13 protein-coding genes are annotated in these 15,568 nt (G+C 70.1%); 5 read left to right on the top strand and 8 right to left on the bottom strand.

What is annotated here, in order from left to right; genetic code table 11:
• Positions 1-15 precede the first annotated feature (15 nt).
• The 3 genes from Ssi02_RS27730 to Ssi02_RS27720 all read right to left on the bottom strand — a co-directional run bounded on the left by Ssi02_RS27730 (position 16) and on the right by Ssi02_RS27720 (position 1,744).
• Entirely contained in the window at positions 16-354 is a 339-nt protein-coding gene (locus tag Ssi02_RS27730; RefSeq protein ID WP_204030524.1) for an ArsR/SmtB family transcription factor, read from the bottom strand.
• Positions 351-545, bottom strand: coding sequence for a hypothetical protein (locus Ssi02_RS27725; RefSeq protein ID WP_204030523.1), 195 nt, complete (start codon positions 543-545; stop codon positions 351-353). The genes Ssi02_RS27730 and Ssi02_RS27725 overlap by 4 nt, the downstream gene beginning before the upstream one ends.
• A 263-nt stretch (positions 546-808) precedes the next feature.
• Entirely contained in the window at positions 809-1,744 is a 936-nt protein-coding gene (locus Ssi02_RS27720; protein WP_307825802.1) for an EamA family transporter, read from the bottom strand.
• Between the two features lie 54 nt (positions 1,745-1,798).
• Between Ssi02_RS27720 and Ssi02_RS27715 the strand changes: the two genes are divergently transcribed.
• Positions 1,799-2,647: a MurR/RpiR family transcriptional regulator gene (locus Ssi02_RS27715; protein WP_275410749.1), complete on the top strand. Its 849-nt coding sequence runs from the start codon at positions 1,799-1,801 to the stop codon at positions 2,645-2,647.
• Positions 2,648-3,048: 401 nt separating this feature from the next.
• Here the strand turns inward: Ssi02_RS27715 and Ssi02_RS27710 are convergent, their stop codons facing one another.
• A complete protein-coding gene (locus Ssi02_RS27710; protein WP_204030521.1) occupies positions 3,049-4,404 on the bottom strand; it encodes a M14 family zinc carboxypeptidase in 1,356 nt (451 codons plus the stop codon).
• A gap of 73 nt (positions 4,405-4,477) precedes the next feature.
• On the opposite strand from Ssi02_RS27710, the gene Ssi02_RS27705 reads away from it, so the two are divergent.
• Together Ssi02_RS27705 and Ssi02_RS27700 are read left to right on the top strand one after the other, a co-directional pair.
• A complete protein-coding gene (locus Ssi02_RS27705; RefSeq protein WP_204030520.1) occupies positions 4,478-5,119 on the top strand; it encodes a TetR/AcrR family transcriptional regulator in 642 nt (213 codons plus the stop codon).
• A gap of 281 nt (positions 5,120-5,400) precedes the next feature.
• A complete protein-coding gene (locus tag Ssi02_RS27700) occupies positions 5,401-5,850 on the top strand; it encodes a hypothetical protein (protein ID WP_204030519.1) in 450 nt (149 codons plus the stop codon).
• 9 nt (positions 5,851-5,859) lie between these two features.
• Here Ssi02_RS27700 and Ssi02_RS27695 read toward each other — a convergent pair whose 3' ends face one another.
• On the bottom strand, positions 5,860-8,415 hold the full coding sequence (locus Ssi02_RS27695) for a penicillin acylase family protein (RefSeq protein ID WP_204030518.1): 2,556 nt from the start codon (positions 8,413-8,415) through the stop codon (positions 5,860-5,862).
• A gap of 278 nt (positions 8,416-8,693) precedes the next feature.
• On the opposite strand from Ssi02_RS27695, the gene Ssi02_RS27690 reads away from it, so the two are divergent.
• A complete protein-coding gene (locus tag Ssi02_RS27690) occupies positions 8,694-9,263 on the top strand; it encodes a COG4315 family predicted lipoprotein (protein ID WP_204030517.1) in 570 nt (189 codons plus the stop codon).
• Positions 9,264-9,318: 55 nt separating this feature from the next.
• Here the strand turns inward: Ssi02_RS27690 and Ssi02_RS27685 are convergent, their stop codons facing one another.
• From Ssi02_RS27685 to Ssi02_RS27675, 3 genes are all read right to left on the bottom strand, one after another.
• Positions 9,319-10,722 (bottom strand): alpha/beta fold hydrolase, encoded by a 1,404-nt coding sequence (locus Ssi02_RS27685; protein WP_204030516.1) that lies wholly within the window; start codon positions 10,720-10,722, stop codon positions 9,319-9,321.
• Positions 10,723-10,941: 219 nt separating this feature from the next.
• Positions 10,942-12,054: an alpha/beta fold hydrolase gene (locus tag Ssi02_RS27680; protein ID WP_204030515.1), complete on the bottom strand. Its 1,113-nt coding sequence runs from the start codon at positions 12,052-12,054 to the stop codon at positions 10,942-10,944.
• 73 nt (positions 12,055-12,127) lie between these two features.
• Positions 12,128-13,534, bottom strand: a complete 1,407-nt coding sequence (locus tag Ssi02_RS27675) for an alpha/beta fold hydrolase (protein ID WP_204030514.1) — start codon at positions 13,532-13,534, stop codon at positions 12,128-12,130.
• A gap of 522 nt (positions 13,535-14,056) precedes the next feature.
• Between Ssi02_RS27675 and Ssi02_RS27670 the strand changes: the two genes are divergently transcribed.
• The gene (locus tag Ssi02_RS27670) at positions 14,057-15,388 is read left to right on the top strand and encodes a pyridoxal phosphate-dependent decarboxylase family protein (protein WP_204030513.1); all 1,332 of its coding nucleotides are present in this window, start codon (positions 14,057-14,059) and stop codon (positions 15,386-15,388) included.
• The last annotated feature ends 180 nt before the right edge of the window (positions 15,389-15,568 follow it).

Here is a 15,568-nt window from a genome sequence, read left to right as displayed (position 1 = left end):
GCCTGGGGCCGCCTCTCAGCGGCCCTTCGCGCGCAGTTCGGCGAGCAGCTCGCCCTGGCCGGCGAGCCGCCTGGTGAGCAGCCGCCGCGCGGCGGCCATCATCTCGGCGACCTCCGGGGTGGCGAGCGCGTAGACGGCTCCGGAGAGCTCACGGGTGGAGGTCACGATCCCCGCCTTGCGCAGCATCGCGAGGTGCTGCGAGAGGTTGGACGCCTCCGCGCCCGTCTCGGCCAGCAGTTCGCGGACGGGCCGGGGCCCCTCACACAGGAGCTCCAGTATGCGGATGCGTATGGGGTGGCCGAGCATGCGGAAGAGCTCGGCCTTGACCTGATAGAGGGGAACCTGGCTGGTCATGGCCGGCCTTCCGCGCTCGCATCGCCACCTCCGCGTGCCTCGACTCCGTGCCTGCCGGCGATGCGCATCAGGTTCTCCAGCCGACCGGACATCATCTCGACCGCATGCTCGTCGCCCGCGAGCCGCATGCGCGTCACCTCCTCCTCGGCCTCCCTGATGCTTGCCTGCAGCTCCATCGCGAACTCGCTCATGACCTCACCTGCCGTTTGTCGAAGTCCATCCGCGCCCAGAGCGAGGCGCAAGGTTGATAATGCAGCAAACTCCCCGACATCACGAAGTACGCAGCGTCAGGAACGTTCCGCGGGCCGCCTCTTCACCCCACCGCCTACCGCTCGCGGGCCGTTCACCGGCCCACTCATCCGCATCCGTCTACTGCTCATCGACGACCGGGCCGCCGATGGTCGTCGATGAGTGGTGAGCCGACAAACAATCGGCGTCACCCACCGAGCGGCGGTCAGGGACCGGCGGCCTCCAGAAGGACAATCCCCGCCAGGACGGTCGCGCTCGCCGCGACGCGTCTGCGGCCGAGCCGTTCGCGGAACACCACGGCGCCGATCAAGGCGGCGATGACGATGCTCGTCTCCCGCAATGCCGCGACGGCGGCGAGGTCGCCGCGGGACTGCGCCCAGACCACCAGCCCGTAGGCCAGCAGAGACAGGAACCCTCCGGTGAGGCCCCGCCCCCACACGGGGCGAAGCTGGGCGCCGAAGGACCGCCCTCGCCGGCTCCAGGCGATCAGCGGCAGAACCGGTCCGTGGATCAGGAAGAGCCAGGCGATGTAGCCGGCGACCGTGCCGGCGTGCCGCACTCCGGTGCCGTCGACCACCGAGTAGGCGGCGATCACCACACCGGTCCCGAGAGCCGCGGCCAAGGCGGGCAGCGCGGCCCGGCTCGGGACACCGTCCGCCAGCGTCAGGCCCATCAGGCCCAGGCAGATCACCGCCACCCCCGCAAGGTCGCCGGCCGGGAGGGACTGGCCGAGCACCGTCGTCGAGACCACCGCCACCAGCAGGGGCGAGGTGCCGCGGGCGATCGGATACATCTGGCCGAAGTCTCCGAGCTGGTAGGACCGCAGCAGCAGAAGCTGGTAGATGACCTGCAGCACGGCCGACGCGATGATGTACGGCCACGCCGCGGCGTCCGGCACCGGGGTGAAGCAGACCAGCACGGCGGCGACCCCGGTGCAGGCGAGGTTGATCCAGGTGAAGACGACGAGTTTGTCCTTCACTCTGTGTGCCAGGCCGTTCCAGACGGCGTGCAACACGGCGGCGGCCAGCACAGCGACGGGCACGGCGGCCGCGCCTGTCTCCACCCCCATCACCGTGCCGACCGCCATGCCGGCTGACGTGCCGGCTGACGTGCCGACCGCCGTGCCCGCCGTCGACCACATCCGGCCACCATGGAACCCACCTCTCGGAATGAGATTCCACAGTAATCTAATCCTATGGAAGACAATTCCAGACACAGGGGTCCGCTGGCGGCCCGCGTGCGCGCGGGCATGTCCGGTCTGCGAGACACCGAGGCCCGCGTGGCGCAGGTGATCCTGGACAAGGGCGCGGAGCTCGTGCATCTCAGCGTCAGTGATGTGGCCGCGCTCGCCCAGACCGCGCCGTCGTCCGTCGTGCGCGCCTGCCAGCGCCTGGGATTCCGCGGATTCCAGGAGGTCAAGATCGCCGCAGCCGGGGAGGCTCCCCCGCCCGCCCCCTCCCGTGACCCGGACCCCGCCGCCCGCGCGCTCGCCGACACCTTGCGCGCCGCGCGGGAGGCCCTCGACGGACTGACCGCCACGCTCCCCGTCGAGCGTCTCCGGGCCGCGGCACGCACCCTCGACGCGGCCTCTCGCGTGCTGGTCTTCGGCGCGGGGCTGTCGGGCGCCGTGGCGCTCGACGCGGCCTACCGCCTGCGCGCGCTGGGCTTCACGGTCGACGCCCCCGGCGACCCGATCACCGTCCACCTGTCCGCGGCGGCGCTCCCCGCCTCCGCCGTCTGCCTGGCGGTCAGCCACACTGGCGCGACACGCAGCACCGTGGACGCCGCCCGCCGCGCGCGTGAGGCGGGCGCGGCGGTCGTCACGGTGACGAGTTACGCCCGCTCCCCCCTCGGCGAGCTCAGCACGCACACCCTGGTGGGAGGCGGCCAGGATCTCGTCTTCGGCCTCGAAACCGTCGCCAGCCGTCTGGCCCACCTCGCGGTGATCGACGCTCTGACCCTGACCGTGCTGGCCTTCCGCGGCGCCCCGGCCGAACACACCCTGCGCCTGTCGGCGGACGTCACAGCCGACCACTCCTACTGACCGGCTCATGCCGTACGTCCGGCGTGGGCTCCCACACGCCGGCCGCCGGCCCGCATAGAAGCGCGGGGCTCCGGAAGGTCACGGGGCTCGACATGCCAGGTGAGGGCGGCCGGACGGCCGCCCCCTCTCGCCTTTCCGGTTAGCAGACGGCGGCCTCGACCAGTTTGTCGAAGAGCCCGCCGTCGTCCTCGGGGGGCGTTGTAGGTGTTGATCGACGCCACGAACCTGTGCTTGCCGTCCAGCGTCGTGAAGGCGCTGGTGGAATGGCCCGCCTCGTTGCCGCCGTGCCCCCAGAGGGTCTTTCCGCAGGTCAGGGGGACTTCCTGCACTCCGAGGTCATATCGTCGAAGACCCACTCAGCACTTGTGCCCGTGTGGTTCGTACGAAAGTACGGTTCAGCGTCACACCTCCCGCGCGGCCTTGACGCGCCGCGCCACCGCGACCGCCGTCGCGCCCGCCTGGACCGCGACGAGTTTCTCGATCGGCACCGGTACGGCGGGAGCCGCCGCCTCGGCCTCGGCGCACCAGACGTCGAACAGCCCCTCCACCCGGTCGAGTTCGGCACGCACCTCGTCCGCGGGCTCGCCTGCGGCCTCGGAGCGCTCCAGGACCTCGCGCAGCAGGCGCAGATACATGCCGACCAGGCGCAGGCGCAGGCCGCGCACCCACTCGGCGCTGGTGAACTCCTCGGCGACCGACGCCGGGCGGGGGTCGTCGCCCTCGGGAACGCGGGCGTAGTGCTCGAATGCGCTGAGGAACGCCGCGCACGCGTCGCGGAGCGCCGGATCCACGTCGAACCGGGGCGTCAGCCGGGTGAACCCCTCCTGCAAGGCGGCCAGGGTGACCGTGTAACCCGCCGCCGCCTCGCGGGCGATCTCGCCGTGCGTGCGCCCGGAGTCTGCGGGGTCGCAGGCACGCACATCCGACCAGTACGGAAGCTCGACGATGAGGCTGTCACCACCGTGGCGGCGTGCGTAGTCCATGCTGCTGCCGCCGGAGAGCATCAGGCCGGGGTCGGCGCCCGCGGCCCTGAGGGAGTCGGCGATCTCGGCGGCCGACGGCATCACGAACACCGCGTCGCCGACCGGCCGCGACCCCGGGGCGTCGGGTGCGCCGAGGTAGAGCGGCACACCGGCGCGGGCGGCGACCGCCCGCAGGTCGTCGGCGAACTCGGGGGCGTCGTCGGTCACGTAATAGAAGACGCCGCCGAACTCACCGTTGTGCAGCGACACGACGAGGTCGGGGGCGGCCTCGTCGATGACCTTCATGACCGCCTGGGTCTCCGGCAGCGGATTGTTGAAGGAGAGTCCGCCTTCGTTGTACGGAAAAGTCCACTCAACCTGTGCCTCGGAGCCGGGCCGGTAGAAGTGGCGGGCGTAGTGGGCACGGGTGAAGGGGCCGCCGAACCAGCCTTCGTTGCGGCGTGTGCCGTCCGGGTCGACACAGGGGAGGAAATGCCAGGTGACGCCCTCACGGGCGGCGGCGTCCGCACAGAGCAGGCTCGCCAGGTGCTCGATAGTGGCCATGCCGATGGGCTCGTTGGGGTGGGGCATGCCGATCACCACGACGTTGCCCGGCCCGTCGCCGATGGTCAGCCGCTCGATGGGCTCACCGAGGGTAGACACGCCTACCTGCTCGAACGTCGCGATGTCCGGATGGGCTTCGGCGAGCGACTTGGCGCACGCCCTTATCTCGTCGACCGTGGGAAATCTCGCCACAGGGCGGACCTGTTCCATGGCTTTGATCAGCGCGTCCATGCAACCCCTCCGGCAGGTTTCGCCGCTGAATTGATACTTGAAGTATTACAATACTCAAGGTATCAGTCGTGTTATGGGAGCGACAAGTGAGCAGCCTGGCCGCCGGGCGACGGCCAAGGCCCACAACCGCAGACGCCTGCTCGACGCCGCGGCGGACCACCTTGTCCGGCACGGTGCGGGCGGGCCGCTGCTCGAGGAGATCGCCGCCCAGGCCGACCTGACCAAGGGCGCGATCTACTCGATCTTCAAGAGCAAACACGGGTTGCTGAGCGCGCTGATGGCCGATCTCGTGGAGCAGGAAGCGTGCGACATGGCGGTGACGCCTTATGGCCTGAACGGCGACGATCGCGACCTCGCCACCGCGCTCGCGGATTACGGGCGGCGCTACGGCGACGTGATCCGCAGACAGATGTCCAACGCCGCCCTGCTGCTCGAACTCGAACTGCTTCTGCACTCGGCCCGCTCCGAGGCGGCGGCACAGGAGTTCCCCCCGCGTGCCGAGGCCCGGGTGTCCGCCCTGGCAGGCGCGCTCGCCGGGCGTCCCCGCCCGGACGGCACCCCCTTGACCTCAGAACACGCCACTGTGACGGCCACCGTGGTGATCGCCGCCATGCAGGGGCTGGCCCAGCACAACTCGCTGGGGCTCTACCCCGTTCCGGTGGAGCTCTTCGCCGGCACCGCCGCGACGCTCGCCGCACTCCCCGTCGCGCCGTGACCTTCCGGGGAGGGGGCGAGGCCTTCCCGGGATCCGGCATGACCTGTGCGAGAGAGCCTGCCTAACCGAGGCCAGGAGAGGACGGCCGCCAATGCCGCGCCGCGCCTGCCAACGCGTGCCGGCCAACACCCTGGCCGACATTTGGCCTCAGGGGCACCCGGGCTTGAGCTTTGCGCGGACATGATCGATCTGGACGTGGATGTGGTCCTCCCGGCACAAGGGGGTGCCGGGAGGCCGCGCCTCCGCACGCGCCCTGTCGTCATCCCGCATAAGGAGGGGCGGTGACCTCACCCCGCACAGACTGGACCCACGCCCGGGCCGTCGCGGCGGCGTCCGCGGTGACCGGGGTGATCCTGCTGTCGGCGTTCGCCGTCTCCTTCTTCGGCGGCACGCCCGCCCCGCCGGTCCCCACGCCGGTCCCGACGTCCCCGGTCCCGGAGCCCACGCCGATCGCCGGCAACCGGCCGCCGTCGGGCCCCATGCCGCACTCCGTGAAGGGCCGCGAGGGGCGGGAGTTGCGGGGCGCCGTCACGGCGGTCGACCCGGAGGGGCACCGGCTGACCTATGCGGTGGAGAGCGGACTGCCGCCCGGCGCCCGGCTCGCCAGGGACGGGTCGTTGTCGGGTGTGCCCACCAGGACCGGCCACTACCTCTCGATCGTCCAGGTGTGCGATGAGCGGTCGGCGTGCACGTCCGGGCAGGTCGGCTTCACCATCAGGAGCCGCCGCTAGGGCCCGACGCTAAGGCGTGAGCACCAGGGTGTCGGCGGTGTCCTTGCGCACCGCCTCCGGCGACGACCGCATGGGAATGGTCTGGTCGGTCGCCCAGAGCGGGGCCTGATCCCAATAGTTGGGGTGGGTGGCGTGCCCGGAGTTGCCGGTGAGGTTGATCCACCGGGAGGCGTCCGGGTCGCCCAGGTCGACGATCATCCGCATGGTGGCGAGGGCATCGACCCGATAGGTGTCGGTCGTGGTGTCCCAGAACATGACGTTGACGGAGTCCTGGCTGCCGCCGATCGGCAGTGTGCCCTGGTTGAACAGCCATTCCAGAGAGGCGATCCCCGACTGCCCGAAGGGGTTGTGCCTCAGCTCCACCTGGGCGAGGTCGCCCCACTTCCACGCGGCCGGGTCGTCGCCGAGCCTGCCGGTCAGTTCGTGTACGGCGCCGGCCGCCGCGGCCTTGAGCACCGTGTCGCGGTCCTCCACCACGCCACGGGTCGTGACGTCGTCCCACCAGGGTGAGGACGGCTTGTCCAGCAGGCCGCGCACCACCTCGTAATACTGGTCGCCGCCGCCCACCTTCCTCCCGAGTTCGTCGGCGAAGACGCGGTTCACCAGGTGCCGCCAGGTGACGTTGAAATACGCGCCCGCCGCCGAGTCGCGGGTGTCGCTGTGATCCCAGTTCTTGAGCAGGTCACGGGCCTCGCGCGCCACACCGCCCGCGGGGAGCCGCAGCAGGTGCGGCACGAGTGCGGGGGCGAGCGCGTTGTGGGTGTCGGCCAGGATCGAGCTCATGGTAGCGAGGTCGGCTTTGCCGTACTTGGTGGCGGCCTCGATGCGGTCGGAGATGCGTTGGGCGCGGTTGCCGTAGGCGATGTCGACGCCGAGCAGGTGGGGATACTGCGGCCCGATCACGGGGTGGTTGGCGCTGGAAAGATAGCCCTTCTTTGGGTTGAGCACCGTCGGCAGCTCCTCGAAGGGGATGTAGCCCTTCCAGGTGTATTCGCCGGTCCAGCCGGGCACGGGCATGGAGCCGTCGCCCTTGCTCCTGATCGGGATTCTGCCCGGCGCCTGATAGCCGATGTTGCCGTCGACGTCGGCGTAGAGCAAGTTCTGCGACGGCACTTCGAAGAGCCTGGCGGCGGCCCGGAACTGCTCCCAGTTCTGCGCCGCGGGCAGCGCGAAGACGGCGTCGGTGGAGGTGCCGGGCTCGGACGCGGTCCACCGCAGCGCCGCCGCGTAGGTGTGGCCGCCGCCGGGATCGAGGTTCTTCGCGGCCTGCGGCACCATCTTCCCGAAGGGGGCCAGTGCCTCGGAGACCAGCGGGCCGTTGGGGGTCGACCGCACGGTCAGCTTGACCGGCGCCGCCCCGGCGACCTTGATCTCCTCGACGCGGGTCTCCAGGGGGAGCCACTTGCCGGCACGTTCGTAGGTGTTGTCGGGGCGCACACGCTCCAGGAACACATCGGCGATGTCCGGCATCATATTGGTGAAGCCCCAGGCGATGCGCTGGTTCTTGCCGATGATCATGCCGGGCATGCCGGAGAAGGTAAACCCGGTCGTGTCGAACGGGCATGAAGCACTCGTGGTACGGCAGTGCAATCCGGCCTGATACCAGACCGAGGGCAACTCCCCGCCGAGGTGGGGGTCGTTGGCGAGCAACGGTTTCCCGCTCGCGGTCAGGCTGCCGTGCACCACCCACGCGTTGGACCCGATCCCTCGCCGACCGGCCAGCTTGGACACGGCGTCCATGGCCTCGGCGGCCCTGCGCAGCGCCCCGGCGCCCGCCTCGCCCCCGGTAACGGGCTGCTTGGTGTCCCGCTGCGGCTTCGCGACCGCTTCGGCGTCGAACACCCCGTTCTTCACGGTGCCGCCGTCAACCAGCGGTTTGTTCCGGTCGTACGGGTAAGGCGGATAGAGCTCCTTGACCTTCTCCAACGGCACCTTCTCCGACAGGAGCGTGCGTTCCACCTCGTAGGGGGCGTTCGACGTGAGGTTCCAGGCCATGGCCTTGAGCCAGGTCACCGAGTCCGCCGGGCTCCAGGGTTCGGGCTGGTAGGAGCTGTTGATGAAGCCGAGCACCTGATACTCCAACGCCGCGGCGCCACCCGTGTGGTCCTTCATCCAGGCGTTGACACCCCTGGCGTAGGCGTCGAGATAGGCGCGGCTCTCCGGTTTGAGCAGCGCCAGCTCCTTCTCGGCGGTTCTGCGCCAGCCCATCGTGCGGATCGTCTTGTCGGTCTCGACCAGCCCGGCCCCGAGCAGCTCCGACAGCCGCCCGGCGGTCATCTTGCGCCGCATGTCCATCTGGAAGAACCGGTCCTGCGCGTGCACATACCCCTGCGCGAAGAACAGGTCGGCCGAGGAGTCGGCATAGATGTGCGGAATGCCGTGCTTGTCACGCTGTACGGTGACCTTCGCGGCCAGCCCCGGCACCTTCAACTCCCCACTCACCTGCGGGAACGGCCTGCGCACCACCCACACGACCACCAGGGCCGCGAGCACCGCGAGGACAAGAAACACGGTCAGCACACGCAAGGACCAGCGCGGCAGCGGCGAGAGCCGTCCGAAGAACATGCCTACTTCCCTCTGTCGGCCGACGCCGACGCGGCACCGGGCAGCGGGGCGAGCAAGGACAGGCCGATCGCCGGGGCGAGAGCTGGGGAGATCTTCATCATGGCGGCCAGTGTGCAGATGGGAAATCTCTGACGGCGTCCGCCGAACTGCCATTCCGTACCGTACGGAAGTCCTTACCTGGGATGTGGTTAAAGCTCGGTAGAGGGGAACAATGATCCCGATCCCCCTTCGATCAAGGTCTGCCCGCCGGGGGCGGGCCACCTGAAGAGGAGGGGGCCATGCGAAGAACCTGGCCTGTCGGACCGGCCGCCACAGCCGCGCTGCTCGGTCTCGGCCTGACACTCACCGCCTGCGGATCGAACTCCACGCAGGCCACCGGCATGTCGACGTCGGCGCCCAGCCGCGACGCGGTCATGCCCATCAGCACACGGTCGGCCGCACCGGCCCCGGACACGCCGACTCCCTCGGCCACTCCGGCCGCCGCGGCCTTGAACGCCGTCGGGGTGGAGACCACACGATTCGGCACCATCCTTACCGGGCCCCGCGGCCACACCCTCTACGCCTTCGAACGCGACAACGCCGGTGCTCCCACCTGCGCGAAGGCATGCGCCAAGGACTGGCCTCCCTTCCTCACCACAGGCAAGCCCGAGGCGAGCGGGGCGGTGAACCCCAACATGCTCGGCGTGATCGAACGCAAGAACGGCAAGAAGCAGGTCACCTACAACGGCCACCCGCTTTACCTCAACGCCCGCGACTCGGCGCCGGGCGAGACCAAGGGCCAGGACCTCACCGCGTTCGGCGCCCAGTGGCACGTGGTCGGCACCGACGGCAAGAAGATCCTGGACTGACCCCGTCCCGGTCTCCGGCCGCCGGGCCCGCCCAGGGCTGCCCGGCGGCCGGGTTCTAGCGGACCGGGGTGACTGCGACGGGTGGGATATGGGCGAGGCAGGAGGTGTCGCCCAGCCGTTCTTCACGGACGAACCCGGCCACGATGCCGCTCGCACATCCGCTGGCCTCCTGGTCGGGGACGTGCCCGGCATTCGGCACGGTCACGAACTCGGCGCCGGGGAACTGCGCGGCAGCCAGCCGGCTGTTGCCGACCGTGGTGATGCTGTCGAGGTCGCCGGAGAGCACAAGGGTGGGCACGTCGGGAAAACGCCCCGACGACTCGTACGGCGCAGCCGAGCCGGCCTTGGGCCACTCGATGCAGACCTCGGCCCCGTCGAGCTGGCCGTACACGAACCCTTCCCGGCTGAACGGCGCGAACGCCGCGGGATCGGCCCGCGACAGGGCACTCTTGAACTGGCGCCACCGTTCTTGCAGCGGCGCGTCCACCGACCAGCGGCGCGGATAGTCGTTGCACATCACCGACACGCCGAGCGCGAAGTCCACGCCCTCGGCGTCGGCGGCGCCGCGTTCGATCGATCCGGCGGCCTCGGCGACGAGGGCGACGGTGTCGCCGCGGGCGGCCCGGTGGATGGCGGCGGGCAGGCGGCCGATGAGCGGCGCCTCGCCTGCGACGGCGCCCACGCCGCTGCTGGCGTTGGAGTAGAGGAGGGTGACGAGCCGGCTCTCGGTGAGCTGCACCGTGCGGGTGGCCCCGCGGACCGCGACCTTCAGGTCGATCGGCTTGGCGCGCAGCTTGGCGGCGACGCGGCGCAGGTCCCGCAGGATCGTGTCGCCGTCGCAGGCGCCGCTACGCAGGCACACCTTGCGCACCGCGGAGCGCACCGACGCGGCGCTGGGGCGGCCGAAGGAGTCGAAGGCGATCGGATAGGCGCCCGAGAGCACCATGCTCCGCACCGTCTCGGGGTGGCGTTCGGCGTAGACGGGCAGCAGGTAGGTGCCGTAGGAGTGGCCCACCAGCACGACCTCGCCGATGCCGAGCTTCCGCCGTACGGCGTTGAAGTCGTCGGCCGTCGCCGCCGATGTATATCCCTCGGCCTTCTGCCCGAGGACCGCGCCGCAGGCCGCGATATTGCGCCGCAGGTCGGCGCGGGTGCCGAGCTGCATCTCCGCGACGCCGAGCCCGCAGTTCAGCGGTGTGGAGGCGCCGACGCCGCGGGGGTCGACCAGCAAGATGTCATGATCTTCGGTGAGTGCGGAGAGCATGTAGGTGTAAACCCCCGCCAGCCCCACCGCCGCCCCACCCGGCCCGCCGGGGTTGACCAGGATGGTGTTCACGGCGGGCCGGTCCTCGTTCTTCCGTCTGACCAGGGCATAACCGATGTCGATGGTGCCGAGGTCCGGTTTGCCGGCGACAAGGGGGCGGATGAGGGTTCCACACTCGACCCGCTGCCCCTCCACGGTGGGGCACCAGGCGGGCGCCCCGGGGGCCGGGGTGGAGGTGGTCGCGGGGGTTGCGGGTGTGTGGAGCGGGGCGGGGGGTGACGCCAGACCTGTGGACAATCCAGTTGACACAGCCAGGAGCGCTGATAAGAGAGTCACGGCGGCCAGTGTCAAGGAGAAACGATTCCGGTCGCTACCGACAAAAGATTTATTTAAGGCTCTCTGATGATGGTCTTATCACCCGAGGGGTTCGACGCGGATCGGGGGAATCGCGGCGAGACACGAAGTGTTGCCGAGTTTCTCTTCGCGGATGAAACCGAGGACCAGGCCGAGGGCACACCCCGTGGAGTCGGCCTCGGCGATGTGACCGGTGTTCGGCACCGACAGGAACGTGGCGTTCGGGAACTGCTGGGCGGCCAGCCGGCTGTTGCCGGCGGCGGTGTTGCTGTCGAGGTCGCCGGAGACCACCAGCGTCGGCACATCGGGGAACTTCTCAGTCGAGACGTACGGCCGAGCCGTGCCCTTGGCCGGCCACTCGATGCACACCTCCGCGCCGTCCAGCTGCCCCTCGCTGTAGCCCCTGGCGCTGAAGGGGGCGAAGTCACGCGGGTCGGCCTGCGCCATCGCGCGGCTGTGCTGCCGCCAGCGGGTCTCAAGCGGCGCGCCCGTCGACCAGGTGCGGGGATAGTCGTTGCAGACCACGCTCGCTGAGAGGCCGAAGTCGCCGATCGGGGCATCCGCCACCTGCTGGAACGCCGAAGTGAGCAACTCCGACAGCGGCCCGGTGTCGCCCCGCGCAGCCTTGTGGAGCAGAGCCGGCATCATGCCGATCACGGAGGGCCGGCCGGGTGCGGTGCCCACCCCTCCAGCGGCGGTGTAGGTAAGCAGGGCGGCCAGTTTGTCCTCGGTGAAGGTGACGGTGCGGGCCTCGCCGGCGACCGTGATCGGGAGGACGAGCGGCTGCGCGCGCAGGCGTGCCGCGACACGCCCGAGGTCCCGCAGGCCGGCGTCGCCGTCGCAGGCGCGGCTGCGTTCGCAGATGCGGTCGAAGGTGTTCCTGGTCGCCTCGGCGCTGGGGCGGCCGAACGGGTCGAAGTCGATCGGGTAGGCGCCCGAGATCACGATCGACCGCACGGTGTGCGGGTGGCGCTGGGCGTACATCGGCAGGAGATAGGTGCCGTAGGAGTGGCCATAGAGCACGACCTTGCCTATGCCGAGCTTCCGCCGTACGGCGTTGAAGTCGTCGGCGGTCGCGGCGGAGGTGTAACCCTCGGCGCGCGGGCCGAGAACCCTGGCGCAGGCGGCGATTTCGCGGCGGTAGTCCGCCCTGGTGGCGAAAAATCGACGCACGCGTTCCCTAGACCTCTGACCCCAGGCCCGCTCCAGGGCGGTGGTGCGCGCCACCGCCCCGCGGTGCCCGTGTTTACCTCCCGACGGGCTCGACCTTGATGGACGGGATCGCGCCGAGGCAGGAGGTGTCACCCAGCTTCTCGTCGCGGATGAAATCCGTCACGAGGCCGAGCGCGCAACCGGTGGAGTCGGCCTCGGCGACGTGGCCGGTGTTCGGCACCGACAGGAACTCGGCGCGGGGGAACTGCGCGGCGGCCAGGCGGCTGTTGCCGGCGGCGGTGTTGCTGTCCAGGTCGCCGGAGACCACCAGCGTCGGCACATCGGGGAACTTCCCGGTCGAGACATACGGCCGGGCCGTGCCCTTGGCCGGCCACTCGATGCAGAGGTCGGCGCTGTCGGCCTGGCCCTCGGCATATCCTCTGACGCTGAACGGCCAGAAGTCCCGCTTGCCGGCCTGCCCCAGCAGGCGGTTGTGCTGCCGCCACCGCACGTGCAGCGGCGCGTTCACCGACCAGACACGCGGATAGTCGTTGCAGAACACGGCGGTGCCCTGCCCCAGGTCGCCCATGCCGACGGAGTCGGCCGCCGCCTGGAACATCGGCGCGAGATAGTCGCGCAGTGCGCCCATGTCGCCCCGCGCGGCCTTGTGGATCAGCGCGGGCATCGAGCCGATCATGGAGGGGTCTTGAGGCGCGCTGCCCACACTGCTGCTGGCGGAGTAGGTCAGCAGGTTGGCCAGCTTGTCCTCGGTGAAGACGACCGTTCGAGGCCGGCCGCCGGCGGTGACCGCGATGTCGAGCGGCTTCACGCGGAGACGAGCCGTGACCCGGCTCAGGTCGCGCAGAACGGCGTTCCCATCGCAGGCGCGGCTTCGCTCGCAGATGCGGCGGAAGGTCTTCCTGAGCGCCTCGGCGCTGGGGCGGCCGAGGGGGTCGAAGTGGATCGGGTAGGCGCCTGACAGGACCATCGACTGCACCGTCTGCGGGTGGCGTTCGGCGTAGATCGGCAGCAGGTAGGTGCCGTAGGAGTGGCCGTAGAGCACGACCTTGGCGATGCCGAGCTTCTGCCGTACGGCGTTGAAGTCGTCGGCGGTCGCGGCGGAGGTGTAACCCTCGGCACGCGGGCCGAGCGCCTTGGCGCAGTCGGCGCTGCCGCGTCGCAGTTCGGCTCGGGAGATCATGAAGGCCTCGGCGGCGTCGAGGCCGCAGGAGACCGGGGTGGACACGCCGGTGCCGCGCGGGTCGATCAGCAGCAGGTCGTGGTCGGCCTGGAGGGAGGCGGTGGCGGAGGAATACCAGCTCGCGTCGACGATCGCGGGGGCGCCCGGGCCGCCGGGGTTCACCATGACGGTGTTCCTGGCCGGGCGGGTCTCGTCCGTACGCCGCACCAGGGCATAAGCGATGTCGATGGTGCCGAGGGCGGATTTGCCCGTCACGAGGGGGCGGGTGAGGGTGCCGCACTCGACGCGGCGGCCCGGCACCGGGGGGCACCACTCGGGTGCACCGGCGGTCTTCGGTGTGGCGGTCTTAGAGGCGTCGGCTCGCGCGGAGCCGGTGCTTCCGGGAGGGAGCGGGAAGGGAACCGCGGGGGCGGTCAAACGCGGCGATTGCGGGTCGGGGACGGGCGAGGCCGCTGCGGGTGACGCCAAGAACGATAGACCCGTGGACAAACTCACAGAGGCTGCGACAAATGCGGATACGAATTTCACACCGCACAGCCTGATCCGGTGGCACCGTCCGCCACGACCTTCCCAGGTGCCAACCTGCTAGTCCGCCGGAGTGAAAGATCCACTCCTTCTCACGGGGCATTCCGTACGGCACGCCTAGGAGTCTGACCTTGGACGATAGGAGCACGCTCCCAGTGCCGGACTAGCCTCTCCCACCGATCCCCTATTCGGTCAACAGGCAACATATAACCTGACACCATGACATCCCGGGCATCGCACAGTCCTCATCGTTATCCCCTAGAACTGCCGCCCGCCGATATCCGCAAATTTGGTCATATGGCTGTTGACCTGGCTGCCGACCTCGTCGCCCATATGCCGCACTCCCCCGCCGCCGAGTTCGACACCGCCGACCGCCTGGTGAAGGAGATCGCCCGTCCGCCGGGTGAGGAGCCCGGCTCGTTGCCCGCCCTGCTTGGAGCGTTCCGCGAGGCCGTCGGCCACGGCGTCGACACGGCGGGCCCCGGCTACCTCGCCTACATCTCGGCGGGAGGTCTGGCCTCCTCCGCGATCGCCGACATGCTGTCGCAGGTCGCCAACCGCTACACCGGGGTCGCCCAGCTCGCCCCGTCACTGGTGGCCATGGAGCAGGGGGTGCTCACCTGGTTGTGCGACCTGTTCGGGCTGCCGCCGGGCTCGGGAGGTCTGATGACCACCGGCGGCTCCCTCGCCACCCTGTCGGCGGTCGTCGCCGCCCGCCACCACAAGCTGGGCTTCGACTTCACCGGGGCCAGGCTGTACGTCACCGAGCAGACGCACTACTGCGTCGCCAAGGCCGCCGCCGTAGCCGGGCTGCCGCCGGAAAGTGTGCGCACGGTGCCGACGACCCCCGCCCTGGCGATGGACGCCGGCGCCGCCGCCTCCATGATCGCCGAGGACCGGGCCGCCGGACTGCGCCCCTTCCTCCTGGTGGGCACGGCGGGCACCACCAACACCGGCACGATCGACCCGCTGGCCGACCTCGCCGTGCTGGCCCGCGCCGAGGACCTCTGGTTCCACGTCGACGCCGCCTATGGCGGCGGGTTCCAGCTCACGGGGTACGGCAGAGCCAGGTTCGCCGGAGTCGAGTCCGCCGACTCGATCGCCCTCGACCCGCACAAGAGCCTGTTCCTGCCCTACGGCACCGGCGTGCTCCTCGTCCGCGAACCCGCCCTGCTGGGTGCGGCCCACGCGGGCGACGGCGTCTACCTGCAGGACCTGGACGCGGTGTACGGCTTGCCGGACTACGCCCACCTGGGGCCGGAGTTGACCAGGGATTCGCGGGGCATGCGGCTGTGGCTGCCGCTGCACCTGCACGGGGTGAAGGCGTTCCGGAACGCACTGGACGAGAAGCTCGACCTGGCCGCCCAGGTTTACCGTACGCTCGCCGACGACCCGCGTTTCGAGGTGCCGTGGGCACCGGACCTGACCGTGGTCGCCTTCCGGCTGAAGGACGGCGGCACCGCCGCCAACCAGGAGCTCCTCCAGCGTGTCAACGCGAGGAAGCGGGTCTTCCTGTCGTCCACCATGATCGACGGTCGCTTCTTCCTGCGTGTGTGCGTGCTCAGCCACCGCACTCACGTGGACCGGATCGACGAGCTACTTCACATCATCAGGACCTGCGTCGACTGATGGTGAACCGGGGGCCGCGACTCCCACCACGGTGCGCGGCCCCCGGGGTCTATGAGCCCCCGTCTGCACCCAAGGTAGCAGTTAACTGTAAAGAAACTCAACAGTTAACCGGATCTCTGACATATCGGGTTGCGACGGCCGCGGGCAGAGTCAGCAGCACGTCATCGTCCGGACATGGCT

The organism is Sinosporangium siamense, assembly GCF_016863435.1.
Classification (GTDB): domain Bacteria; phylum Actinomycetota; class Actinomycetes; order Streptosporangiales; family Streptosporangiaceae; genus Sinosporangium; species Sinosporangium siamense.
The sequence above is the reverse complement of the archived record's forward strand: the minus strand, read 5'-3'. Positions and strand labels throughout refer to the sequence as shown.